Source organism: Proteus vulgaris (assembly GCF_023100685.1).
In the GTDB taxonomy this organism is placed as follows: domain Bacteria; phylum Pseudomonadota; class Gammaproteobacteria; order Enterobacterales; family Enterobacteriaceae; genus Proteus.
This window is the reverse complement of the sequence record NZ_CP090064.1, coordinates 510,519-535,631: the sequence shown is the minus strand read 5'-3', so window position 1 is coordinate 535,631 and position 25,113 is coordinate 510,519. Positions and strand designations below refer to the sequence as shown.

Genomic DNA, 25,113 nt, shown 5'->3' with positions numbered 1-25,113 from the left:
AGAGCTGACAGAACTATGTTCGAACAACGCGTAAATTCAGACGTACTAACAGTTGCCACCGTAAATTCACAAGATCAGGTGACCCAAAAACCTTTACGTGACTCAGTTAAACAAGCACTGAAGAACTATTTTGCTCAATTAAACGGTCAAGATGTTAATGACTTATATGAGCTAGTATTGGCTGAAGTTGAACAGCCATTGTTGGACATGGTAATGCAGTACACCCGTGGCAACCAAACGCGTGCAGCACAAATGATGGGCATTAACCGCGGCACACTGCGTAAGAAACTGAAAAAATACGGCATGAACTGATCCTAGTCAGTTAAGTCTATTTTTATAAAAAGCCTTTTCTGGTTTTCCAGAAAAGGCTTTTTTGTTGCTTGTTCTTCACGCTTTATCTATAAAGTTAATGAGCATGTTACCATATTCGGTAACATAGCATCATGTTACCATATTTGGTAACATGTTATTCATGCCATAAAATCATAAGAGCCAAAAGATGAATAAAGACATCGTAAGTGTCATTACAGGCGATATTATCGATTCTAAAAATATCTCCATCCCAAACTATGACCTGATGCTCTACACTTTGGAGCAGACAGTTCAATTACTCTCAGAACAGTTACCAATTAAATATGATAGATACCGCGGTGATTCTTTCCAGATTGTTTGCTTACAAGCATGGGATGCTATCAAAGTCGCTATCGTCATCCAATTAGCACTAAAAACGTCAAATCTAGAAATCAGTGCTCGTCAAAGTATTGGCATCGGCAAAATTGACTCATTGCGTAATGATGTAAGAACCTCAATTGGTGAGGCCTTTATTTTATCTGGCGAAGGACTCGATAAAATGAAAGGTGAAATTTTGACAATATCGGCATCTAGCTCAGATTTTCAACAAAATATTACCTTAGTCACTAAGTATTTAAATATACAACTCAAAGAAATTACTCGAGCACAAGCGCAAGTTTTACTTAAATACATGGTCAATAAAGATAAATCTCACTATGCTATCGCTGATGAATTAAAAAAATCGAGAAGTAATATTACTAGATTATTAAATGCTAGCCACTACCAGTTAATAGATGAATATATTCAATACTTTAATTATTTAATTAACAAGGTTTATTGATATGTATAATTTCGCGCTTCTTATTTCTCTCTATATTGCTCATATTGCTTTTGATTTTTATTTACAACCTAAAGCATGGATAGAAGCGCGAAATACTCTACATTACAAATCTAAAAAACTTTACCTACACTCGCTACTGCAAGGAGGAATAACCTTTATTATTCTAGTTTTAATGACGGAGATAAGTTTTGGTTCTATTTTTATTTACAGTGTAACTGTATTAATAACACACTATCTTTTTGATCTTGGAAAATCCTATACTGATAACTCTTTAAGATGGTTTATTACTGATCAAGCTCTTCATTTATTCGTAATTACCTTTTTATGGATAATATTGATTGATCAAAATACTCAGATATTCCATGAGCTTAGTTTTAAAAACATTAACTATAAATATTTGATTGTTATTCTTGCCTACATCATTATTTTAAAGCCGATTTCCATCCTTATTTATATGTTACTCAAAAAATGGACACCTGTCGCAGAGGAAGGCTCAACGCTCGTTTCTGCTGGTCAATCTATTGGTTATTTGGAAAGAATGCTTATTTTAACTTTCATTCTTTTAAACCAATTTGCAGCAATTGGTTTTTTACTAGCAGCCAAATCTATATTTAGATTTGGTGAGTTACAAAATGACCAAGATAAAAAACTAACAGAATATGTTATGTTGGGTACACTTATTAGCTTTAGCATCTCCATCCTTACTGGGCTTGCCACAACACACCTGGTAACTCAATTACCCATAGGCAAATAACCCATCAACTGTCTGAAATAAACGTTATATTCTCTGATGGAAACCCTGCCGGAAATGACTGGCAACATATTCGTTTTGATAGAACCCCTTCTAAAAACCCTGACAGATTTTCTGCAATAAATTCCACCTCAGAGGCTCTGGATGGAATAATGGCTATTGTCCATAAACAGCTATCATTAGATGAAACAACCCAAAAAAGTGTGTCACCATTGTCTGTCTCGCCAATAGGTAACAGCCCATTATTTTTAGGGTACAGATGAAAAGTATAATAATCAGGATCAGACTGTATTAACGAATCAAAATCCTTAAGAACTGCCTCTTTTTGCTGAAAGAAATTAAGATAGTCATCCTCACTAAATGGATTAAACAACGTAATAAAATTGGCTATTTGTCCTGATCCATATTGTGAAACAAATTCAATATAGTCTTGAGGAAAGGTGTATTGATTATCAATAAGTGGCCACTCCTTACCTTCACCTCGATTTATCGGACATAAAGGTATTGGTAACCACTGATTTAACGCAGTTAACATTCTATCCTCACTAATTTGATATCCATTTTATCGCTCAATTTATGGTATTTTATCTTTACCCTCTTTTTATCATAACTCAGTCCATTTTTATCACTTTAGCTACGTGATAAAAATGTGACACGAATAAGACCATAATAATGACAACACCTTCACATACCATTACTTTCATTGATAGTGCTTATCCTAAACCTCATGCAATCAAAGAATTTGCCTGGTCTGGACGATTAGATAAACATGGGCAACTTTGGTTTGATCTTCACCTTAGAAGTGCTGATTATTATTTAAGTGAGGGTGAGGATTATTGTGCAGATATAGATGATGATGAGTCAGAGGATGAACAAGAATATACCAGTCTTGCACACTGGCAAGATCAAATCGTTTGGGATAATTATCACTGCTGTACTCTCTCTTCCACTTATTGGTCTGACGATCAAGGTATTTTACTCAGCACAGGAAATACACCGTTCGATTTTGATAGCTTTATTCATCATCAATTTAATGTTGATATTGTTCCTCAAATTAATAGTGATACCGATGAGGATGAAGAAAGAGCAGAAGTCCCAGCTTTTAGTCTTTATTTATTAGGTCATGATGAGTGTACAAATCATCGAATTACCTTTCAACGCCAGAAAAATAATACTTTTCATATTGACTGGACAGGTAAAATTGCACTGACTTATGCGGGCTTCGATGAATTTATTCATCAGTTTATTGCAAAATTAGAAAATATTTCTTTTGATGGTTTTTATTTTCCTAAATCTTGGGATTTAGATAAAGCAACGATTGAGTTTAAAAAAGTGCTTGCTCATTTTGAACACTATGAATTCACATTAATTAACCCTAAAAGCCAAATCAAACAATGGAAATTGAGTTATATAGGTGGATCTAAACCGTAAAATTACCTATTTCTAATACTAGTATCAATATTCTATTTAGATAAACATTCCTTTACTAAAAGTTAATGTTTATCTTTATCAGTGAGTTATAAACAATATTATTTTTTATAAGATATAACAATAATAATCATTAACATAAAGTCGTATCTCACATTTTATCTCAACGACACTATTAAGAAACATTTTTCACCCACACTTCCTAAATAACAAAAATTATATTTTGTTTATATTAAATATTTATTATTTAAATCATGGTTTACAAAATGCGTAATTAAACTGTATCTATTAAAAGTTAATATCATGTATTATCTTCGCCATTATTGTTCTCCCTTTAGGTACTATGATGTCTAGCAATTCAGAAATTGACTATTCCAATAATGAATCAAAAAATATCTGTTTTTATATCATGCTATTAATAGGGGCACCTAGTTTTATCGTGCCGGAGTTATCCTTTTTTACTTTACCTATTATTATGTTTTCATCTGTTGCCTATTTTATCTATTTCCTTATTTCTGAAGGTCATGCATCAGAGATAGTTTGGGGGATACTAAAAGGCTTTTTGATCATTATTGTTGCCAGCATTATTCCTTTTATTGGGCCTATTATCCTGATTGGCTGGATAATTTATAATATTGCCAAGGCCGTGGACAGTATAAAAAGTCTTTTTCCTGAAGCCATTTTTAGTATCATTCTCTATGCTTGCTTGGCTTATCCCTTAATTGATTTATTAGCTAGTCGTTATGAAATTAATTATATTCCTCGTATCATTGCTGGTATTATTTATGTTGTTGTCGCATTTAACTACAATAATCGATTAAAAAAACAAGCCTCATCGACCAAAGATCAACTCTTTAAACTTTCATTAATGTGGATCTCTGCCCCTCTTATCGCCATCTTAATTATTACCATTGTTTCAGCAGTACGTTCAGCCTTTAGAACAGTGATCAGTACAACCACTTCTCCTATTCGAGTGACACAAAACGTCTCAGGTTATGTGCGTGGTGACACAATTGTCAGCAATTACACTCGTGAAGTTTCCAGAACAATTACCACTACCACAACTTCAATATTGCCAGGAGCTGGTGCAGTGACCGCTTCTGTTGCGGGAAACCTTACGCCTAAACAGCAAGATAATACCTCAAAAACATCATCCGAAGTCACCTATATGTCTCTGGCTAAAGTGACTGAATATCAAACAAATAAAGACCAACATTTTTATCATCATAGCGACTTAGATAATAAAAAAATAATACACTTCTATCAAAAAGCGATGAATGTATTGGGTGAACCGTTATTCAATAAAAACGATATTCGCTATTATTTTGATGAAACGGTATTTGGTAAAGGTGATCATGGTGTTATCTTAACAGAAGATGGCGTTTACTGCGTTCTGAGTAAATTATATGACTCTTTTTATCTTCCTTACGATGATATTGAGAATGTGATTGTCAAAGGAAAAATATCCAAAGAGATTGTTATTACTGATAAAAATAGTGAAATCTATACCATTACATTGACGCAATCGAACAAAGGTGCAGAAAAAATAGCACAACTTATTCGTGAATTTAGCTGTCTTTCATAACATAGCTATTCTCTCGTTTTTTTATTAAGGCAATAAACATCTTTAAATCTGTTTATTGCCTTATTTTATGATGAGCCTTTTTATCCATCATTAATGACCTTCTTGATATCCCTTACTGACACTCCTAACAATGCGCGTACCCCACATTAAAACGCTGTAAATAAAATTTAAATTACCAATATAGGCATTTGTTTATACAAATATTGTCTATACAATAGACAATATTTATGTTTATCAGGGAATTACAATGACTGCCTTACCACGAAAAAAAACATGGCAGATTGTCCTTACTATTATTTTAGTTGGGATAAACTTACGCCCCTTCTTAACTGGCCCAGGCCCTGTTATTGACAATATTATTGCTTCAACAGGAATGAGTTATAGCCAAGTCTCATTACTCACGCTATTACCCATGCTTTTAATGGGAATAGGTGCATTAATCGTTCCTTTTTTACAATCTTATATCCAAGTACGTAAAGGGCTGTTAGTGGCGATGTTGATGCTACTTATAGGCTCATTTTCTCGTGCTTATGTTTCTGATGGTCATCAACTATTACTGACAGCACTCTTTTGTGGTTTAAGTGTCGCTTATATTCAAGCGGTATTTCCTGGTATTATTAAAGGATGGTTTGGAAATAGAACACCTATTATGATGGGGTTATATTCCGCCATGTTAATGGGGGGAGGCGCACTAGGTGCTCAACTTTCCCCTATTCTCACCGCCCCCGATGGCCATTGGCAAAGTGCTTTGGCATGGTTTGCGCTTCCTGCTGGTTTTGCATTTGTTGCTATTCTTTTTTCTATTAAAAATAGCGCCACCTCTGCCAATAAAATATCACTAAATACCTTAATCTGGCGTCCTAGAACAGGGTTACTTATCTTAGGGTTTGGTTGTGTTAATGCAGGATATGCTTCAGTGGTGACATGGCTAGCACCTTTCTATCAATCGCTAGGAATGCCAGGCGCCCAAAGTGGCTCTCTAGTCGCTATCCTTTCCCTTTTTCAAGCATCAGCAGCATTAATTATTCCATTTTTAGCGGCTAAAAATCACGATCGGCGTTTTTGGCTAATGCTGACATTAATAAGCCAATTTATCGGATTTGGCGCAATAATGACGCTCCCCATGAGTGCGCCTTATCTTTGGAGTATTTTCTTAGGCTGTGGCTTAGGCGGATGTTTTTCCATGATGATGATCGTCGCACTCGATCATATCCCTGATCCCGCGCAAGCTGGTGCACTATCAGCATTAATGCAAGGTGGCGGTTTTATTATTGCCGCATTTGGCCCATTAGTTGCTGTGCTATTACGTCAACCTGATGGAAGCTTTACTTATGCATGGGCATTTCATGCCATTTTAGTGATTATTACGATAGGATTATTTTCACGATTAAACCCACGCCATTACGCAAAAGCCTATCCCGCCAATCACTCTATTTAATCATTTATAAAAAATATACAGATAAAATAAGCGCCTTACTTTTTACAGATAAGGCGCTTATTAAAGAGATAATCAAATATTACTTATGGAGATGATTAAGCAACAATATGTGTTCCTGTTTCACCTTTTAAAGCAGAAGCCAATTTTTCTGGCGTTGTGATAATCACTCTTTTTCCACCAGCAGCTAAAAATGACAAACTCGCTTCAATTTTAGGAAGCATACTGCCCGGAGGGAAATGCCCTTCATGCATATATTGAGTCATTTCTTCAACCGACGTTTCACCTAATGCTTTTTGTTCTGGTTTACCGAAATGAATACAGACTTTTTCAACACCTGTTGTGATGATAAGAATATCTGCATGTAATTCTTTTGCGAGCAATGTTGATGACAGATCTTTATCAATCACGGCATCAACACTTTGGTAATTTCCTTGCTCATTTTTAATGACCGGAATACCACCGCCCCCTACAGCAATCACAACATAGCCACATTCTGATAATGATTTAATTGCATTAGATTCAATTACATGCTGTGGAATAGGAGAAGCAACAACACGACGATAACCACGACCAGAATCTTCAACAAAATGCCATTGAGGGTTTTCTTGTTGTAATTGCATCATCTCTTGTTCAGAGAAAAATGCACCAATAGGTTTTGTCGGAGAAACAAAATTAGGATCGTTTTTATCTACTTCAACTTGTGTGATAAGGGTGATCGCTTGTTTATTTTGTTGAACACGAAGCTTATTAGTTAACGCTTGTTGTATTAAATAACCAATACCCCCTTGTGTATCAGCAACACAATTGGCTAATGGTGTTAATGGTAAACCTTCTTGTACATGTGCAACTTCCGCACGGCGTAAATCAAGTCCGACTTGTGGACCATTACCATGAGTAAGAACAATATTATACCCTTCAGCCACCATATCACTAATATGGGCTGCAACCTCTTGTACTGCTTGTTCTTGATGAGCGATAGACTGGCTAGCATTGTCTTTAATAATACTATTGCCTCCAATGGCAACAACAACGAGTTCTTTCATGTTTCACTCTCAATGATATTATTGGCAATTAAAGTAGAAATAATTCACCTCTACTCTCAGAGGTTGGGTTAATAAGGTCACCATATCGCTAACCACTTCCCCCATTTTTATTTTTTAATGAGATAAACATTATCGTATTGAACAATATCTATTCATTAATTGCGCAGGATAATAACAGAGAATGTAAATAAAACACCTATTACTCAATATTTCTCTTATTTAATTTCAGTAAATAGAATGAGGAAGAGAGGAGATGAAAGGCGTCATCAAACAGATCAATAACGCCTTATTCAGTACAAATAAGCGGGATAGTTAGTACTTTTTCATTTTGCTACATCATAAATATCTTGTTGATAAACATCAGGCATATCGGTAATTAGCATATCAACCCCCCATTGCTCAAAGTCTTTCACTTCTTCAGGATCATTCGGGGTATAACAATAAATTTCATAGCCGGCTTGTTTTAACAATTGCGCCTGTGCTTGCGTAAGGTATTTGTAATTACAATGCACACTAAAACCATCAATCGCTTTTAATGTTTCTAGCGCATTATCGGGGATCTCATCCCATAACTGGCCTCTACGAATAAAAGGTAGGTATCGTTTCATAACGATAAGTGCATGCGTATCAAAAGAAGAAAATAGAATTTGCTCATTCGGAATATCTGCACTTTTTATCATGTCAGAAACCGCTAAACATAAACGCTCAACATCATCGTCGGGCCAAGTTTTCAGCTCAATATTAAGCTTTGTTCCGGAACGCTTAATTAACTGTAGTCCTTGTCTTAAAGAAGGAATTTTCTCACCTTGATAAAGTGAACTAAACCAACTTCCTGCATCAAGGCGATGTAAATCATCTAAGGTATGAAAACGCACCGCACCTTGCCCATTCGTGCAACGATTAACTGTTTTATCATGAATAAGCACAGGAACATGATCCGCGGTTAATTGCACGTCCGTTTCAATCCATTCGCACCCGAAATCAATCGCCATTTTAAATGCAGCCAGTGTATTTTCAGGGGCTTTTCCAGAAAAACCTCGGTGAGCAGCTATCTTCATTTATCTCTCCTTTTCATTTGTGCCGACATCATGACAATCATTTATGACAGCAATTTGACAGTCATGCCATCAATAACTCTTCACTTAATTGTCACCCATTTGTCATAAATAACATTTAGGGTAATTCGCAGATTAGATTGCACCTTTAACTCTCGATTTAAAAGGAAATACTGCATGTCGATAAAATCAATAACGGGCCTTGCTGTTGCGATGACACTCTTTGCTTCACCTACACACGCAAAAACACAAATTGAATGGTGGCATGCTATGGGAGGAGCGCTTGGTCAGAAAGTTAATCAAATCGCTTCTGATTTTAATGCAAGCCAATCTGAATATGAGATAAAGCCTGTTTATAAAGGCACTTATGCTGAAACTATGACCAGTGCAGTAGCTTCGTTTCGTGCTAAAAACCAACCTGCTATTGTGCAAGTTTTTGAAGTCGGTACAGCCAGCATGATGGGTGCTAAAAAAGCCATTTATCCTGTTTATCAATTAATGGAAAAAACCAACGAGCCTTTTGATCCTAATAGTTATTTATCAACTGTCACTGGTTATTACACCACTAGCGACGGCAAAATGATGTCATTACCCTTTAATAGTTCAACACCTGTACTCTACTACAACAAAACACTCTTTAAAAAAGCAGGTATAGAGCAGCCACCAAAGACATGGAAAGAGATGGAAGCAGTATCTCAAAAACTGCTCGATTCTGGTGTTAAATGCGGATTTACCACCACATGGCAATCATGGACACAAATCGAAAACTTTGGGGCACGTAATAATTTGCCTATTGCGACAAAAAATAATGGTTTTGATGGCTTAGATACGACGTTTCTATTTAATAAATCCCCTTTCGTTGCTCATATTCAACAAATGGCAGATTGGTCTAAATCAGGTATTTTCAAATATGGCGGACGCCAATCTGATTCAATGCCTCTATTTTATACCCAAGAATGCGCCATGGTGATGGAATCATCCGCCGGTTTTGCTGGTATTAAAGAGAATATGAAAGGCATTGATATTGGTGTTAGCCAATTGCCTTATGACGATACGCTTGTACAAAAACCCGCAAATACCATTATTGGTGGAGCTTCGTTATGGGTTATGTCAGGGCGCCCAGATGCAGAATATAACGGCGTCGCCAAATTCTTCACCTATCTTTCAAGCCCTGAAGTACAAGCTGACTGGCACCAAGCTACAGGTTATCTTCCTGTTACTAAAGCCGCTTACGCATTGACACAACAACAAGGCTTTTATCAGCAAAATCCAGGGGCTGACACCGCAATATTACAAATGACAACCTCAGAACCGACTGCAAACTCTAAAGGATTACGCTTTGGTAATTTCTTACAAACACGCGAAATTGTTGATGAAGAATTAGAAAAAGTATGGTCAGGAAAACAGAGTGCTCAAGCTGCATTGGATAATGCTGTCACACGTGGAAATGAGCAATTACGCCGTTTTGAACGTACTCAATAATCATATTTATCAGGCGAGCTTAACAGCTCGCCTTCTGTTTTTATCGATTTACTGGATACTGTATGGCTTCTCAATCCATTTATTTTAAACAAAAATGGTTACCTCTAGCGCTGATTTTTCCTCAACTGGCTATCACACTTATCTTTTTTATTTGGCCTGCTGGGCAAGCTTTCTTTCAGTCATTTCAATTAGAAGATGCGTTTGGCCTGAGTAGCGAGTTTGTTGGTCTCGAAAACTTTCAGCGTTTATTTAGCAATAGTTACTATTTTGACAGTTTAATCACCACATTGATTTTTAGTATCAGCGTTGTCTTTCTCTCTATGTTATCTGCGCTTGTTTTAGCTGGCATTGCTGAGCAAATTTTACGAGGCAAACTGTTTTATCGTACGATCTTAATTTCACCCTATGCCATTGCGCCAGTTATCGCGGGTTTTCTTTGGTTATTTATGCTTGATCCTACGATTGGCGTATTAAGCCAATTATTAAAACAAATAGGCATTAATTGGGATCCCGTACTGAATACACATCATGCTATGTGGATGGTGATTTTAACTGCGACATGGAAACAAGTGAGTTATAACTTTTTATTTTTTCTCGCTGCCTTGCAATCTGTGCCTAAATCACTATTAGAAGCAGCCGCTATTGATGGCAGTGGGCCTATTAAACGCTTTATCACAATAAGCTTTCCGCTTATTTCACCGACCACTTTTTTCTTACTGGTAGTGAATTTTGCCTACGCCTTTTTTGATACTTTCGCCATTATTCATGCCATGACACAGGGTGGCCCCGGAAGTAGCACATCAACATTAGTGTATAAAGTCTATAACGATGGTTTTGTAGGATTAGATTTAGGCTCTTCAGCCGCACAATCCGTTATCTTAATGTTTATTGTCGCGATATTAACCGTGATCCAGTTTCGTTATGTTGAAAAAAAGGTGGCTTACTGATGGTTGAACGCAGACCTTTATTTCACGCTTTTTGCCACTTAATCCTCATTGTTGGCATTCTTTCTGTCGCATTTCCTGTATGGATAGCGCTTGTCGCTACAACACATCAAAATACCGAATTCGCCACAGGATCGCCTCTTTGGTTCGGCACTGAAGGTTTCAGTATTTTTAAAACCCTATTGTCACAAGCGGGTACAACGCAAAATAGTGCGATTTCAATTAACAGTATGTTGTTGAATTCATTAATCATGGCATTAGTGATCACTATCGGAAAATTAATAATTTCAATTTTATCAGCCTATGCTGTTGTATTTTTTCGCTTTCCGGGCCGTATGCTTGCCTTTTGGACTATCTTTTTTACATTAATGCTGCCTGTTGAAGTTCGTATTATGCCAACATTTGAGGTTGTTACTAACCTTAATATGCTGAACTCTTATGCAGGACTAACCGTTCCATTAATTGCCAGCGCTACTGCTACTTTTTTATTTCGGCAATTTTTTCTTACTATCACCCCAGAGCTTATTGAAGCAGCCAAAATTGATGGCGCGGGTCCGATAAGATTCTTTTTCACCATCTTACTTCCTCTTTCACGTACTAATATAGCCGCCTTGTTTGTTATCACATTTATTTATGGCTGGAACCAATATCTTTGGCCAATGCTTATCACAACAGATACCCACTATTACACTATTGTGATGGGTATTAAACAGATGGTTGCGGTTTCCGATGGTGTTATTGAATGGAATAAAATTATGGCAACCACATTAATTGCGATGTTGCCTCCTGTCTTTATCGTCATTCTGATGCAAAGAGCCTTTGTAAAAGGCTTTATTGATACGGAGAAATAACATGACAACCGTCACTCTTACTGATTTAGAAAAGCGTTATCCAAATGGTCATCAAGCTATTTCAAAATTAAATCTTTCTATTGAGCAAGGCGAAATGGTGGTATTAGTCGGCCCTAGTGGTTGTGGTAAATCGACATTACTGCGAATGATTGCGGGATTAGAAACCATTACACAAGGTGATTTACTTATTGATAATTTGCGTGTTAATGAACACGAACCCAGTGAGCGTGATATCGCCATGGTTTTTCAAAACTATGCTCTTTATCCCCACATGTCGGTTTATAACAACATGGCATATGGCTTGCGTAATCGAAAAACACCAAAAGCAAAGATTGAGGAACTTGTCACAAATGCAGCTCAAATGCTGGAAATCAGCCATTTACTTGATAGAAAACCTAAAGAGCTATCAGGTGGGCAACGACAACGTGTAGCAATGGGCAGAGCCATTGTCCGTAAACCTAAAGTCTTTTTATTTGATGAGCCACTCTCTAACCTTGATGCAAAATTACGTGTACAAATGCGCCTTGAGATAAAAAAGCTACAACGAAAACTCTCCACGACTTCGATCTACGTTACACACGATCAAGTTGAAGCCATGACATTAGCCGATAAGTTGGTGGTGCTAAATCAAGGAAATATAGAACAAGTGGGTACACCGTTAGATATTTATGAAAGCCCTGCTTCCGTATTTGTTGCTACTTTTATGGGTTCTCCTGCAATGAATATTTTAGACACTTCCATTAATCATGGTGTAATTGAAATCGCTGATGGGCACATTGCTGTTTCATCTCAGCACCTTCCTTATCAAGCAATTAAATTAGGTTTACGCCCTGAACATTTACTTATTAGCCGCCAGCATCCTATGTTCCATGTTGATGTTGAATTTATTGAAGCATTAGGTGCTGATGTTTTAATTTACGCCACAACCTGTTATAAACAAAAACAACCCGTTGTTATTCGCGCACCGAACGATCATGGTGTTAATATTGGCCACAAAATAGGTCTTACTATTCATCCTGAAAACCTACATTTCTTTGATGAGCAAACAGGAAAACGTATTAATCGCCCTTTTATGATCATCAGTGAATTAATGGTTTCATAAAATATTGATATCATTTTTTCATTTTCAGTTTAATCTGAATAGCGATGTGTAGAGCATCGCTATTTATTAAAAATAAAGCAATAAATATCAAAAATATAAACTTTGTCAGAATTAAACAAATAAAAACCCGCACTAAATGCAGTGTTATTTTGATAATATTCCAAATAAATAAAAAACAACATCACTTACACTTAAAGTAAGTACAATTAAATGTTTTATATAATATTTAACCAACAAAGCTTATCTTTTTAAACTTAGCCTACCAATTAATTATCTTAATTTTAAACAAGTTAAATTTATTAATCCGTTTTTTCATCATGTTAAGGAAAGAAATAATAATACATTTTTACTGAGAAAAGAAAAAACATATATTTAGATAATATTTTTTTCATAAAATGCCTATATTGCACCAATAGATAAGCACTGTTATTCTTCTGCTCGAATTTGATCTGCACTTATATAAACTGCCAAGCAGAAAAGGACTTAATTAAAAAATGAAAATTAAATTACTTGCTACAGTGATGGTATCAGCAGCACTACTCTCTGGTTGTCAAAACCTCAATACCGATATGCTGACTAAATCAGGAACCCAACTTTTCCAAGCTGCAACATTAAGCGATGATGATATCAAAGCACTCACCAATGATGCATGTAAAGAGATGGATGCCCAAAATAAAGTCGCTCCAGCCAATAGCACTTACACCAAACGCTTGAATAATATCGCTAAAGCGTTAGGTAGTGAAGTTAATGGCACTCCGGTAAATTACAAAGTTTACATGACTAAAGATGTGAACGCATGGGCTATGGCTAACGGTTGTGTTCGTGTTTATAGTGGTTTAATGGACATGATGACTGATAACGAAGTTGAAGGCGTTTTAGGTCACGAAATGGGTCATGTTGCTTTAGGCCATACCCGTAAAGCAATTCAAGTTGCTCACGCAACAGTTGCAGCACGTACTGCAGCAGCATCAGCGGGTGGCGTTGTCGCACAATTAAGCAGCTCACAATTAGCTGAAATGGGTCAGAAATTAATTAATGCTCAATTCTCACAACATCAAGAAACTGAAGCCGATAATTTCTCTTATGATCTGCTAACAAAACGTGGCGTTAATACTGCAGGGCTGGTTACAGGTTTTGAGAAGCTCGCTAAATTAGGTGGTGGTGATTCAAGTATGTTTGATTCTCACCCACCATCAAAAGAGCGTGCTGATAATATCCGTAATCGCATCGCTGCAGATAAAAAATAATGACCTTGCCCCTATATCTCATGATATGGGGGTTTTCTTTTCAGGTTTATTTATTACGACTGACGAAACCTATCCACAACATCGGTAAAAAAGCGTTTAATCGCCTGCTTTTCTTGCTGATCATATTGCTCAAATAGCGCAGACCATTTAGCTTGAGATTGTTGATGCAACACCTCATGAGCATGAAAAAGACGCTCTCCCTCAGCAGTTAAGATAAAAAATATTTCTTTTTGATTATCTGCCAACTTTATTTTTTCAATAGCCCCCTTTTTTTGTAAGCGGCTACAAATTTTTGAAACAGCCCCTCGAGTCATCGCCATATATTCACTAATAGTCGTCAGATTTCTCATGCTCTCCTCACCAATACAATGAATAACATGTAACTCTGTAAGTGAATAATTCTCTAATCCCTTCTCTTCTAATACTTTTTTATGCTCCTCATTGACATGTTCATCTTTAAGATGCAAGAAATCACTTAACCCTTTTAGCAAGTCTTGTGTTGTTACATTCTCTTTTGTCATTTTGTTTCCTTGGAAAAAATATTTAAAAAATAGTACCAAAAGTATTTACAACAATCAAAATATCGCTATTATCTATTTTGTTTCCACGGAAACAAAATAGATAAAGAGAGGCAATATAATGAAATTATCAATCCGCAGTTTGTTTTATCTCGTTTGCTTTAGCGCACTATTAGGCTCTTTAGCACAAAATATTTATACCCCTGTACTTCCCTTGATCCAACAGCAATTTAATACCACGTTATCACTGGTTAATCTGACGGTATCTGCATTTACTTTTGCTATGGCTGTAATGCAACTATTTTATGGTTCATTGATCGATAAATGGGGAAGAAAGCCAATTTTACTCAGTGGATTAGCAATTTCTATTGTGGGTGCATTGGGTTGTGTTTGGTCTGACTCTATTAGCTTATTGATTTTTTGGCGTGTGATCCAAGCTATCGGTATTGCGGCCATTCCCGTAGTTGCAGCAACTATTATTGGCGATCTTTATCAAGGAAACGATCGCGCAAAAGCAATGGGATCGTATCAAATGCTATTAGCACTAGCACCAGCTTGTGGCCCTTTATTAGGTGGATATTTAGCGCAACATTATCAATATCAAGGCATTTTTATTTTATTGGCTGTTATCGGTATCCTATTACTGACCACACATCTCTTTTATTTACCAGAAACACGTCCAGAACAGAAGGAAACCTTTAAAAGCTTATCAGCAATGCAACAAGTGCTGATGGCACCTGAGGGTAAATCTGTATTTGTCATGAGTTTTATGGTGTTTTATAACTATTTTTGTCTACTGGTTTTCTTACCCTTAATTGCCTTTCATCTCTATCAACTTAACAGCACTGAAATAGGTGGATTATATATGCCTATGTCAATTGCACTTATCTTAGGTAGCTATCTTTACCGTAGAATTTGCCATCTATTTAGCGCTGAATATGGTGTGATTATTACCTCTTGTATCAACCTGACTATGTTGACGTTATTTGCACTCTTTTGGCAAATCTCATTACCTATCATGCTTGGCTTAACTGTGTTATATGGGCTTTCTTTAGGCTTAACCATGCCAACGCACACTACATTATTAACAAGTTATTTTGGCTCAATGAGAGCAACTGCAATGGGGATTTATAACTTTATTCGTTATTGTGGAATGGCTACTGGCCCTATGATTTCGGTCTATTTTGTGACTGACAATAACTATGAGTATGTCTTTTATTCTTGTGTGATCTTAACGAGTTTGGCATTGTGTTTCACCATTAAGACCTTAATGTCTTCATTAAAAGAAAAAAAACAAACTACAAACTAACAGGATATTTCATGAAATTAACCATTGAAAAACTGGCACAGCTCTCTGAACAAGACCATATTGATTTAGGCAAAATTTGGCAAGATACACATTACCAATCAGCTCTAACAAATGAGATCAACAACGAGAATGTACTCTTTGTGGCAAGATTTAACGAACGATTATTAGCCGCTTGCTGGGTTAAACTATCGGATGAAAAAGCTGTTATCTCTGATTTTATGGTCAGAGAAGTGACACGCCGTCGCGGTGTTGGACATTATTTACTGACACAATGCTTATCTGCCTATCCTGATATTCACCATTGGCAGGCAATAAGCTTATCAGCGGAAGAAAACGGGTATGATATTGCTCATGCTTTTTTAACACATCATCAATTTAGTGCATCACCACAATCTGATCTTTATGCTCTCAATATTTGATAACGTTCTTATTCTAAATAATTCAAGTTGTAGCTAGGCGACAAGTGAATATTAGTCAACAACGCTACAACTTGAAGTATGACGAGAACGAGTAGTATAAAGTCTAGCTACATTATAAGCCGTCTCACTCAGATTCTTTTGCGCATTATGAAGTGCATCATCCAGTGTAGAAACACCCGGTACAATAGAGAAAACAGCATCAATTCCCTGCTGATGAACAACATCATAATCAGGTAGATAGCCACCGACTAAGGCAATGACAGGAAGGTGATATTTTTTAGCGAGCAGAGCAACCCCTATTGGCGTTTTACCTTGTGCCGATTGGCTATCCATTCGACCTTCACCGGTTATTACCAAATCCGCATCAATAAAATATTTTTCTAATTCAACCGCTTTGGCAACCAGTTCAACTCCCGGCGAAAGCGTTGCTTGCGTAAAGGCAAGTAACGGTAACGCCAATCCACCCGCCGCACCACTTCCAGCAATATTAATAAGATTGTGTTGTGTCATTTTCTCAAGATAAGTACCAAAATGATGTAAGGCTTTATCAAGTTGCGCAATATCATCTTTGGTCGCTCCTTTTTGAGGACCAAAAATAGCTGATGCTCCTTTTTCTCCACACAACGGATTTGTTACATCGCAAGCAAGCTCAATTTCAATATTTTTTAGTTTAGGGTTAAGAGTCGTGATATCAATAGAGTGAAGTTGTGCTAATGCCAGCCCACCAAAGGGCAAAGATGTACCAAACTTATCTTTGAGACCAAGCCCAAGTGCTTGCATCATACCTGCACCAGCATCATTTGTAGCACTTCCACCTAATCCCAATATGATTTTTTTAACGCCCATTTCAAGTGCAGCATTAATTAATTCACCCGTACCATAACTGGTCGTTAAATTGGGATTGCGTTGAGATGAGGGAATAAGATGAAGACCAGAAGCTTGTGCCATTTCAATCACGGCAGTGGTGTTATCCCCTAAAAGCCCCCAAGTTGCGGTCACTTGTTTACCTAAAGGTGAACATACTTGTGTCGATATAAAATGGCCTTGCGTTGCATCCACCAGCGATGTCACCGTTCCTTCGCCACCATCAGCCATAGGAATACAACAATATTGCGCATTGGGTAAATAACGTGAAAAACCTTGTTTTATTGCTGTTGCAACTTCTTTCGCACTTAAGCTTTCTTTAAATGAATCAGGGGCGATAACTATTTTCACGTTATATTCTCCAGACAATAAAAAAGCGATATTTTCATATCGCTTTTATAACATACTCTACTTTATGAGAGCGTGTACATGATCTGAAATGTGATTAATCTTCAATCGCTAAACGCAATTTCTTCATCGCATTTTTTTCTAATTGGCGAACACGCTCGGCAGATACACCATATTTTGTCGCCAAATCTTGCAATGTCGATTTGTTATCATCATCTAGCCAACGGGCACGAATAATATCTTGGCTACGTTCATCAAGAGTTTCAATTGCTGACGTCAGTTTATCTGTTGCATGATTATCCCAGTTATCTTCTTCAATGCCGTCAGCAAAGTCTGAAGACTTATCTTCTAAGAAAAGTACTGGAGCAATAGGATGTGAGTCATCACTATCATCAGCTGACATATCAAATGCCATATCTTGTGCTGACATTCGTGATTCCATTTCTCGGACATCACTTTCTGACACGCCCAATTCTCTTGCGACTAATTCCACTTCATCTTGATTAAACCAACCTAAACGTTTTTTATTTTTTCGCAGATTAAAAAACAGTTTACGTTGAGATTTCGTGGTTGCGACTTTCACGATACGCCAGTTACGTAGCACATATTCATGAATTTCTGCTTTGATCCAATGTACGGCAAAAGAGACCAGTCGGACACCCACTTCTGGGTTAAAACGGCGCACCGCTTTCATCAGACCAATATTACCTTCTTGGATAAGATCAGCTTGTGGTAAGCCATAACCTGAATAGCTGCGAGCAACATGAATAACGAAGCGCAGATGTGAAAGGATAAGCGTTCTTGCTGCATCCAAGTCACCATCGTAATGCAGCCGTTCAGCGAGTTCCTTTTCTTCCTCTGCGGTTAACATCGGATAGGAATTGGCTGCACGTATATACGCTTCGATGCTGCCTTGCGGAACCAATGCTAAGGATTGCATTTCTTTTGTCATTCAAATCCTCATAAAAATCAAATAAATAATTAAGATTATTACTGTAAGGGAAAACAGATGAGCCTTATAAATATAGCTTAAATAGGAAGTCAGTTAGGTTTTTTACGATGTGTTTTTATCATAACGACTATTTGACCAGCATAAAGATTAAAGGTTCATCTCGCATCTATGTTTACATATCTTTGTACTTTTCTATGCAGAAGCAAACATGATCGTTAGCTTGTCCCTAGAAAAGATTGCGAGCATTATTATGCCAGAGACGGGGCGTTGATAAAATGGCTGGGTGACGATATTAACGCAACCCAGCCTGATAAAAAACATTATCTCATTATTTAGAAGATAAGTATAAAAGTGCTCTAATTCATTATTCTGGTGTAAATTGACGCAAATGCTGCATTGTCGTCAGCCATGCAGCAAGCCAACCGATGGTCATCGCTACGAGTATAAGAATAATTGACTCATCAAATCCTAATCCTGAAATGGAAAAAGAAGTCCCAAATACCGTTGCGGCTTGAGTTACCACATCAGAAAGTTTCCACACTAATAGAGCAGAAAAAATCAGGGCAAACACAGCGCCAATAAACCCGAGAATTAATCCCCAATTCAGGAAAGGACGCATAATAAAACCATCGGTTGCACCAATAAGTTTCATAACATTAATAGTATCGCGACGACTGAAAATATTGAGGCGTACACTGTTGCCAATCACCAATAACAGGGCGACAACCATCAATGAACCAATCACCAAGGCAATTTGCCCTACTAATGAAGTTAACGTTGAGAGCCGAGCAAACCAACTGTCATCCATTCTGACTTCATCAACGCCGGGTATTTTCGCCACGGTATCACGCAAATTCACCATCAATTGTTGATCACTTGGCTCCATAACAGGAGTCACAATTGCTACCGCAGGCAGAGGATTCTCTTCTAACATATCTAACGCACTGCTAAAGCCGGACCAAGAACGGAATTCCACCAGCGAGTCTTGGCGTGAAAGATAGTTCACCTCACTCACTTTCTCTAGGGCTTCTATTTTTTTGATCGTGGCTTCAGCTAATGAATCATCAAGAGATTTATCAAGATAAACGGTTAATTGTGGAGTGGGATACCACTGCTCAGCCGCAGTTGAAACATTTTTCCACACAATATAAAAGATGCTAGGTAATGTTAATGAAATGGCGACTACCATTACCGTTAGAAAAGAAGAAAGTGGTTGGCGCAAAAAGTCAGCCATGGTATTACGCCATGCATAACGCCATTGTTCACGTCTTCCCCCTTTTAGTGCCTTGGTTTTTGCACCTGGCGTTGGCATTGATTTACGGGAACTTTTTGCTTTAGCCATTTTGTCCTCCCACCATTCTGCCTTGCCCTAATGTAAGAATGCGATAATTTCTGCGTTCAATCAAAGACATATCATGTGTTGCCATTAACACCGTAACACCAACACGATTAAACTCTTCAAAAAGACGCATGATGCCTTCTGAAAGCTCACCATCAAGGTTACCCGTTGGTTCATCCGCAAGTAAAACCGTTGGCTTATTCACAACAGCGCGAGCAATACCTACACGCTGTTGTTCACCACCAGAAAGTTGGATAGGATAATTTTTAGCTTTATCCAAAAGCCCAACTTTATCTAAAGCGGCAGAAACTCTGCGTCGAATATCCTCTTCACTTGCGCCAGCAATAATCAATGGAAGAGAGACATTGTCGTAAACCGTTCTGTCCATCAATAAATGGTGATCTTGGAAGATCATCCCAATTTGACGACGCAAAAAAGGGATCTCACTATTTTTCAGTCTGCTAATATCATGTCCAGCAAACCAAATAGCGCCATCACTAGGACGTTCTATTCCACAAATTAACTTAAGCAATGTACTTTTACCGGCACCAGAATGACCCGTTAAAAAAGCCATTTCTCCAGGACGAAGATGGAAATCAACACCCTGTAATGCTTGTCTTCCACCTAAATAAGCCTTGCTGACGTGTTCGAAGCGGATCATTACAACTACTCCTCGCGGGCAAACAGAGCCTCAATAAAATCGTCGGCCTTAAACGGACGTAGATCTTCAATACCTTCACCTACCCCGATATAACGGATAGGTATACTAAACTGATCGGCAATAGAGAAAATAACCCCCCCTTTTGCTGTACCATCGAGTTTAGTCAATGTTAATCCAGTTAGCCCAACTGTTTCATTAAAGAGTTTAGCCTGGCTCACTGCATTTTGTCCGGTACTTGCATCTAACGTCAGCATCACTTCATGTGGTGCTTCTTCGTCTAATTTTTTCATAACACGAACGATTTTTTTCAGCTCTTCCATTAAATGGGATTTATTCTGCAATCGTCCTGCGGTATCAGCAATAAGAACATCGACACCTTTTGCCTGTGCTGATTGAATTGCATCAAAAATCACAGATGCAGGATCAGCGCCTGTATGTTGTGCGACAACAGGAATATTATTGCGCTCACCCCAAACTTGTAACTGTTCAACAGCGGCGGCACGGAAGGTGTCACCTGCTGCTAACATGACAGATTTACCTTCAGCTTGGTATTGTCGCGCTAATTTTCCGATTGTGGTTGTTTTACCCACACCATTAACTCCGACCATCAAAATAACAAAAGGTTTTTTACCTTCAATATTTAATGGTTTATCAACTTTCGTTAAGATCTCGCCCATCTCTTCACGTAATTTGCCGTAAAGGGCTTCAGCATCTTTAAGATCTTTATGTGTTGCGTGTTTGGTCAGGCTGGTGATAATTTTTGTAGTGGTTTCCATTCCCACATCAGCAATTAAGAGTTGCTCTTCTAACTCTTCAAAAAGCTCATCATCAATTTTCTTACCACGAAATAGACCAAGAAATCCTGAGCCTAAGTTCTGGCGAGTTTTTAGCAAGCCTTTTTTCAGTCGGCTAAAGAAACCTTCTTTTTTAGGTTTTTCTTGCTCAACGACTTTATCTGCAAGCACTTCTTCGCGTAAAGATTCAATATCTTCTGCTTCTGCTTGCGCAATAGCGAGACGTTCGTTTTCTTCTTCTTGCGCTAAACGTTCCTGCTCCACACGTTGCGCTTCTAAACGTTCTTGCTCTGCTTTAAGTTCCGCTTGGCGCTGGGCTTCCTCTTGCGCAAGGCGTTCAGCTTCGGCTTCTTGCGCTAAACGTTCCTGCTCCACACGTTGCGCTTCTAAACGTTCTTGCTCTGCTTTAAGTTCCGCTTGGCGCTGGGCTTCCTCTTGCGCAAGGCGTTCAGCTTCGGCTTCTTGCGCTAAACGTTCCTGCTCTGCACGTTGCGCTTCTAAACGTTCTTGCTCTGCTTTTAGTTCCGCTTGGCGCTGGGCTTCTAAACGTTCTTGCTCTGCTTTTAGTTCCGCTTGGCGCTGGGCTTCTTCTTGTGCTAAACGTTGAGTCTCTGCTTCTTGCGCTAAACGTTCCTGCTCTACACGTTGCGCTTCTAAACGTTCTTGCTCTGCTTTTAGTTCCGCTTGGCGCTGGGCTTCTTCTTGCGCTAAACGTTGAGTTTCGGCTTCTTGCGCTAAACGTTCCTGCTCTGCACGTTGCGCTTCTAAACGTTCTTGCTCCGCTTTTAGTTCCGCTTGGCGCTGGGCTTCCTCTTGTGCTAAACGTTGAGTCTCGGCTTCTTGCGCTAAACGTTCCTGCTCTGCACGTTGCGCTTCTAAACGTTCTTGCTCTGCTTTTAGTTCCGCTTGGCGCTGGGCTTCTTCTTGTGCTAAACGTTGAGTCTCGGCTTCTTGCGCTAGACGTTCCTGCTCTACACGTTGCGCTTCTAAACGTTCTTGCTCTGCTTTTAGTTCCGCTTGGCGCTGGGCTTCTTCTTGTGCTAAACGTTGAGTTTGCGCTTCTTGAGCCTGACGTGCTTGTTCTGCATGTTCTGCTTCTAGACGCGCTTGTTCTGCCTCTATTTCTGCTTGGCGTTGTGCTTTTTCTTGTTCTAAACGTTGTTTTTCGGCTTCCAGTGCCAATCTATCTTGCACAACACGTTGCGCTTCTTGGCGCTCTGCCTCTAAACGCTCTTGCTCCGCTTTTAGTTCTGCTTGGCGAACAGCCTCTTCTTGTGCTTCTTTTGCCAAACGTTCTTTTTCTAAACGCTCTTCTTCTAAGCGTTGCTGCTCTTTCTCTTGCTCAATATTTTCTTCTTTGTTACGCCCAAAACCGAGCCACGAGAAAAAACCTTTTTTTTCTTTTGCCATTAGCTACTAAACTCCTCGCACTAAATCATGGCGCGATTACATTGACGATATTGAAAATAATAATGAAGTCTATCATTTGATCATGGATAAACGCATCTTTTATACGAATTTTATGGTAAATTATTCCGGATTAAATCAAGGGAAGTCATCAAGATATCAAGAGACACTGATCCCTTATTCCAAAAGACACTCCAGAAATCACGTTTAAACGATATAAATCAAAATAATATGGCCAAAAAACCACAAAAAGCCCCAATGGGACAAATTAGAATAATTGGGGGTAAATGGCGTGGTCGTAAACTTCCTGTTCTCGATAGTCAAGGATTACGACCAACAACCGATAGAGTGAAAGAAACGCTCTTTAATTGGCTTATGCCCATCATCCAAGATGCTCGCTGTCTCGACTGTTTTGCTGGTAGTGGTGGCTTGGGAATTGAGGCTCTTTCTCGCTATGCTCGTGAAACCACTTTTATCGAATATGAGCGTCCTGTTGCCCAACAAATTACTGCAAATTTAGCCTTACTTAATGCTGATAATGGACATGTTATTCAAGACAGCGCATTATCCTTTCTCGCAAAACAAGGCACGCCTTATAATGTCGTTTTCTTAGATCCTCCTTTTCATAAAGGCATGTTGTCTGACACTGTCCAATTATTAGAAAATAACGGTTGGTTAGCGCAAGATTGCTATATTTATATTGAGGAAGAAGTTAAAGCACAGACTTATACACTGCCAATCCATTGGACATTGCATAGAGAGAAGATCGCAGGGCAAGTTGCGTATCGCCTTTATATTCGCAGTTTATCTGCTTAATTTTTTATGGAGTTGTTATGTTAATCTTTTTTGGCCGATTTTTGATGGTCGGCGTTTGGGGCTTTCTATTTTTAAATATTATTTCCCCTTTTCCTAAACCATTAAAATACTTTATGGATATTGCATTGATTTTTATGGTAATTATGCATGGATTACAAATTGTCATGTATAAAGCAGGGCAACCTAAAGATCAAAAACCCTCCACTGGATTGCAATTTCGTATTTTCTTCTTTGGTATTTTTGAATTATTAAAAATACAAAAAGAATTACGAAAAGAATACGAAGAAAAACAGAAAAATAAAACAAAACAATAGCTGTGATCTTCGTATACCCTCGCAATTATCTGGGGTTACCCATCTACCCCAGAGCTTGCCAATCTTATAAATACTTTCGCTTATTTATTATTTTGCTCATCGATTGGCATATCTGTTTCAAACTGTACAAAACGACTGCCTTGCATAAATAAACGTCCTTTCATTTTAGGTTCGATATTTTGATAAGATGATTTATCAATATTCAAGAGCAAATCTTTACGTTCATCAGTGGTTAAACGAAAGGTCACTTGATAATAATGAGTTGTTTCTGGGCCATTCACATCATTTTCTCTTGAGCGTCGTTCATTAGCCACAATTTCTTTTTTATCAATGACTTCAACCATATAAAGTTTTACAGGTGAGTTATCGTCACTTATTCGTTGTTTTCGCTGTTCAAAAAAACGATAAGTTGCCGATGCGATAATTATAATCAGTACTGCAATACCAATAATCGCTGCTTTATTCATTACATTAATTCCTATCGTTATATGGATTAAAAAGTAGTGTGCTTTATATTATTTTAATAAGTCCGTCAGTTTCGTCATTAACCGCTATTCTTAAATTAAGCTTTCTGTTATGAATAATAAAACAGTTCTGAATATAAGGAAGATATTATGAGTTGGCCTTTTCTCGCGGTATTATTCTCCGGATGGCTTTATATTGATGCGGCATATCGTGGGCCGAATTGGCAACGATGGTTATTCCGTCCTATCACACTACTTCTTTTATTACTTTGGGCATGGCAAGTTCCCGAACACAACATTAATAGCTACCTGATTGTTGGTGCGTTATTAGCGACACTACTTTCTGATATCCTAAGAATATTTGATGGTAAGTATTTACTACCATCTTTCGCATTGATTTTTCTAAGCTACATTCTTTATATGGTGAGTTTTTTACTCCCATTACAACTCTCATTTTATCTTCCTTTACTTGGATTCGTTATTCTTGCTTTCATTATCATTTTAGCCATTGTTTGGACTAAGCTCGATAAATTAGCTATTCCAGCCTCCCTAACTTTATTAGCTGCATTTGCTATGTTCTGGGTGGCTGGTGAAAAATTCTTCTACTTAAGCAATGATTACAACTTATCAGTGATGATCGGATCATTATTGTTAGTGATTGCTTACTCAATATGGTTAATCAACCGATTCCGCTTCTCATTTTCAGCCTCAAAAGGGCTTGTCAGTGCCTGTTATTTTATTGGGCATTTCTTTATTGTTAGAGCCTTATTCCTTTAGTTTTCATCAACCCCTTGGTTTAAATATTTAAATCAAGGGGTTAGACTTCTAATTTAATTCGCACTTTTTGCCA

Annotated in this window: 26 protein-coding genes; 16 read left to right on the top strand and 10 right to left on the bottom strand. The window is 37.9% G+C overall.

What is annotated here, in order from left to right; all coding sequences use genetic code 11:
• The first annotated feature begins 15 nt into the window (after positions 1 to 15).
• The 3 genes from fis (at position 16) to LW139_RS02625 (ending at position 1,886) form a co-directional block, all read left to right on the top strand.
• Positions 16 to 312: a DNA-binding transcriptional regulator Fis gene (gene fis / locus LW139_RS02635; RefSeq protein ID WP_004245342.1), complete on the top strand. Its 297-nt coding sequence runs from the start codon at positions 16 to 18 to the stop codon at positions 310 to 312.
• Between the two features lie 187 nt (positions 313 to 499).
• Complete coding sequence (locus LW139_RS02630; RefSeq protein ID WP_247850592.1) at positions 500 to 1,132, top strand: hypothetical protein; 633 nt, start codon at positions 500 to 502, stop codon at positions 1,130 to 1,132.
• A gap of 1 nt (position 1,133) precedes the next feature.
• Complete coding sequence (locus LW139_RS02625; protein WP_247850591.1) at positions 1,134 to 1,886, top strand: DUF3307 domain-containing protein; 753 nt, start codon at positions 1,134 to 1,136, stop codon at positions 1,884 to 1,886.
• Positions 1,887 to 1,890: 4 nt separating this feature from the next.
• On the opposite strand, the gene LW139_RS02620 is transcribed toward LW139_RS02625, so the two are convergent.
• Positions 1,891 to 2,418: an SMI1/KNR4 family protein gene (locus tag LW139_RS02620; RefSeq protein ID WP_166539216.1), complete on the bottom strand. Its 528-nt coding sequence runs from the start codon at positions 2,416 to 2,418 to the stop codon at positions 1,891 to 1,893.
• Between the two features lie 137 nt (positions 2,419 to 2,555).
• On the opposite strand from LW139_RS02620, the gene LW139_RS02615 reads away from it, so the two are divergent.
• From LW139_RS02615 to LW139_RS02605, 3 genes are all read left to right on the top strand, one after another.
• Positions 2,556 to 3,314 carry a hypothetical protein gene (locus tag LW139_RS02615; protein WP_166539217.1) on the top strand — a complete coding sequence of 253 codons (759 nt, stop codon included), beginning with the start codon at positions 2,556 to 2,558 and terminating at the stop codon, positions 3,312 to 3,314.
• Positions 3,315 to 3,657: 343 nt separating this feature from the next.
• Positions 3,658 to 4,896, top strand: a complete 1,239-nt coding sequence (locus LW139_RS02610) for a hypothetical protein (protein WP_247850590.1) — start codon at positions 3,658 to 3,660, stop codon at positions 4,894 to 4,896.
• Between the two features lie 247 nt (positions 4,897 to 5,143).
• Complete coding sequence (locus LW139_RS02605) at positions 5,144 to 6,334, top strand: cyanate transporter (protein ID WP_247850589.1); 1,191 nt, start codon at positions 5,144 to 5,146, stop codon at positions 6,332 to 6,334.
• Between the two features lie 95 nt (positions 6,335 to 6,429).
• Here LW139_RS02605 and LW139_RS02600 read toward each other — a convergent pair whose 3' ends face one another.
• On the bottom strand, positions 6,430 to 7,377 hold the full coding sequence (locus LW139_RS02600) for a carbamate kinase family protein (RefSeq protein ID WP_227336379.1): 948 nt from the start codon (positions 7,375 to 7,377) through the stop codon (positions 6,430 to 6,432).
• A 323-nt stretch (positions 7,378 to 7,700) separates the two neighbouring features.
• Positions 7,701 to 8,435 carry a glycerophosphodiester phosphodiesterase family protein gene (locus LW139_RS02595; protein ID WP_227336378.1) on the bottom strand — a complete coding sequence of 245 codons (735 nt, stop codon included), beginning with the start codon at positions 8,433 to 8,435 and terminating at the stop codon, positions 7,701 to 7,703.
• Positions 8,436 to 8,609: 174 nt separating this feature from the next.
• Here LW139_RS02595 and ugpB point away from each other — a divergent pair, with 174 nt between their 5' ends.
• The 5 genes from ugpB to LW139_RS02570 all read left to right on the top strand — a co-directional run bounded on the left by ugpB (position 8,610) and on the right by LW139_RS02570 (position 14,058).
• Positions 8,610 to 9,914 carry a sn-glycerol-3-phosphate ABC transporter substrate-binding protein UgpB gene (gene ugpB / locus LW139_RS02590; RefSeq protein ID WP_166539221.1) on the top strand — a complete coding sequence of 435 codons (1,305 nt, stop codon included), beginning with the start codon at positions 8,610 to 8,612 and terminating at the stop codon, positions 9,912 to 9,914.
• Positions 9,915 to 9,976: 62 nt separating this feature from the next.
• A complete protein-coding gene (gene ugpA, locus LW139_RS02585) occupies positions 9,977 to 10,861 on the top strand; it encodes a sn-glycerol-3-phosphate ABC transporter permease UgpA (protein ID WP_166539222.1) in 885 nt (294 codons plus the stop codon).
• Positions 10,861 to 11,709, top strand: coding sequence for a sn-glycerol-3-phosphate ABC transporter permease UgpE (gene ugpE / locus LW139_RS02580; protein ID WP_166539223.1), 849 nt, complete (start codon positions 10,861 to 10,863; stop codon positions 11,707 to 11,709). The genes ugpA and ugpE overlap by 1 nt, the downstream gene beginning before the upstream one ends.
• A 1-nt stretch (position 11,710) precedes the next feature.
• Positions 11,711 to 12,811: a sn-glycerol-3-phosphate import ATP-binding protein UgpC gene (locus tag LW139_RS02575; RefSeq protein WP_247850588.1), complete on the top strand. Its 1,101-nt coding sequence runs from the start codon at positions 11,711 to 11,713 to the stop codon at positions 12,809 to 12,811.
• 494 nt (positions 12,812 to 13,305) lie between these two features.
• Positions 13,306 to 14,058 (top strand): M48 family metallopeptidase, encoded by a 753-nt coding sequence (locus LW139_RS02570; protein ID WP_247850587.1) that lies wholly within the window; start codon positions 13,306 to 13,308, stop codon positions 14,056 to 14,058.
• Positions 14,059 to 14,111: 53 nt separating this feature from the next.
• On the opposite strand, the gene LW139_RS02565 is transcribed toward LW139_RS02570, so the two are convergent.
• Positions 14,112 to 14,579: a MarR family winged helix-turn-helix transcriptional regulator gene (locus tag LW139_RS02565; RefSeq protein WP_247850586.1), complete on the bottom strand. Its 468-nt coding sequence runs from the start codon at positions 14,577 to 14,579 to the stop codon at positions 14,112 to 14,114.
• 118 nt (positions 14,580 to 14,697) lie between these two features.
• Here LW139_RS02565 and LW139_RS02560 point away from each other — a divergent pair, with 118 nt between their 5' ends.
• Positions 14,698 to 15,885 carry an MFS transporter gene (locus LW139_RS02560; protein ID WP_247850585.1) on the top strand — a complete coding sequence of 396 codons (1,188 nt, stop codon included), beginning with the start codon at positions 14,698 to 14,700 and terminating at the stop codon, positions 15,883 to 15,885.
• 11 nt (positions 15,886 to 15,896) lie between these two features.
• Positions 15,897 to 16,304: an aspartate 1-decarboxylase autocleavage activator PanM gene (gene panM / locus LW139_RS02555; protein WP_227336372.1), complete on the top strand. Its 408-nt coding sequence runs from the start codon at positions 15,897 to 15,899 to the stop codon at positions 16,302 to 16,304.
• A gap of 51 nt (positions 16,305 to 16,355) precedes the next feature.
• Here panM and LW139_RS02550 read toward each other — a convergent pair whose 3' ends face one another.
• The 5 genes from LW139_RS02550 to ftsY form a co-directional block, all read right to left on the bottom strand.
• Positions 16,356 to 17,519 (bottom strand): glycerate kinase, encoded by a 1,164-nt coding sequence (locus LW139_RS02550; RefSeq protein ID WP_166539227.1) that lies wholly within the window; start codon positions 17,517 to 17,519, stop codon positions 16,356 to 16,358.
• Positions 17,520 to 17,613: 94 nt separating this feature from the next.
• Positions 17,614 to 18,468 carry an RNA polymerase sigma factor RpoH gene (rpoH, locus tag LW139_RS02545; protein ID WP_166539228.1) on the bottom strand — a complete coding sequence of 285 codons (855 nt, stop codon included), beginning with the start codon at positions 18,466 to 18,468 and terminating at the stop codon, positions 17,614 to 17,616.
• A 364-nt stretch (positions 18,469 to 18,832) separates the two neighbouring features.
• Positions 18,833 to 19,810, bottom strand: a complete 978-nt coding sequence (gene ftsX / locus LW139_RS02540) for a permease-like cell division protein FtsX (RefSeq protein ID WP_109409227.1) — start codon at positions 19,808 to 19,810, stop codon at positions 18,833 to 18,835.
• The gene (gene ftsE, locus LW139_RS02535; RefSeq protein WP_023583735.1) at positions 19,803 to 20,468 is read right to left on the bottom strand and encodes a cell division ATP-binding protein FtsE; all 666 of its coding nucleotides are present in this window, start codon (positions 20,466 to 20,468) and stop codon (positions 19,803 to 19,805) included. The genes ftsX and ftsE overlap by 8 nt, the downstream gene beginning before the upstream one ends.
• 5 nt (positions 20,469 to 20,473) lie before the next feature.
• Positions 20,474 to 22,672: a signal recognition particle-docking protein FtsY gene (ftsY, locus tag LW139_RS02530; RefSeq protein ID WP_247850584.1), complete on the bottom strand. Its 2,199-nt coding sequence runs from the start codon at positions 22,670 to 22,672 to the stop codon at positions 20,474 to 20,476.
• Positions 22,673 to 22,900: 228 nt separating this feature from the next.
• On the opposite strand from ftsY, the gene rsmD reads away from it, so the two are divergent.
• Together rsmD and LW139_RS02520 are read left to right on the top strand one after the other, a co-directional pair.
• On the top strand, positions 22,901 to 23,485 hold the full coding sequence (gene rsmD / locus LW139_RS02525) for a 16S rRNA (guanine(966)-N(2))-methyltransferase (protein WP_072069813.1): 585 nt from the start codon (positions 22,901 to 22,903) through the stop codon (positions 23,483 to 23,485).
• A 17-nt stretch (positions 23,486 to 23,502) separates the two neighbouring features.
• The gene (locus tag LW139_RS02520) at positions 23,503 to 23,799 is read left to right on the top strand and encodes a DUF1145 family protein (protein WP_109409225.1); all 297 of its coding nucleotides are present in this window, start codon (positions 23,503 to 23,505) and stop codon (positions 23,797 to 23,799) included.
• An 80-nt stretch (positions 23,800 to 23,879) separates the two neighbouring features.
• Here the strand turns inward: LW139_RS02520 and LW139_RS02515 are convergent, their stop codons facing one another.
• A complete protein-coding gene (locus tag LW139_RS02515) occupies positions 23,880 to 24,266 on the bottom strand; it encodes a DUF2500 family protein (protein ID WP_208105130.1) in 387 nt (128 codons plus the stop codon).
• Between the two features lie 147 nt (positions 24,267 to 24,413).
• Here LW139_RS02515 and LW139_RS02510 point away from each other — a divergent pair, with 147 nt between their 5' ends.
• Positions 24,414 to 25,040 (top strand): lysoplasmalogenase, encoded by a 627-nt coding sequence (locus LW139_RS02510; protein WP_166539736.1) that lies wholly within the window; start codon positions 24,414 to 24,416, stop codon positions 25,038 to 25,040.
• Positions 25,041 to 25,113 lie beyond the last annotated feature (73 nt).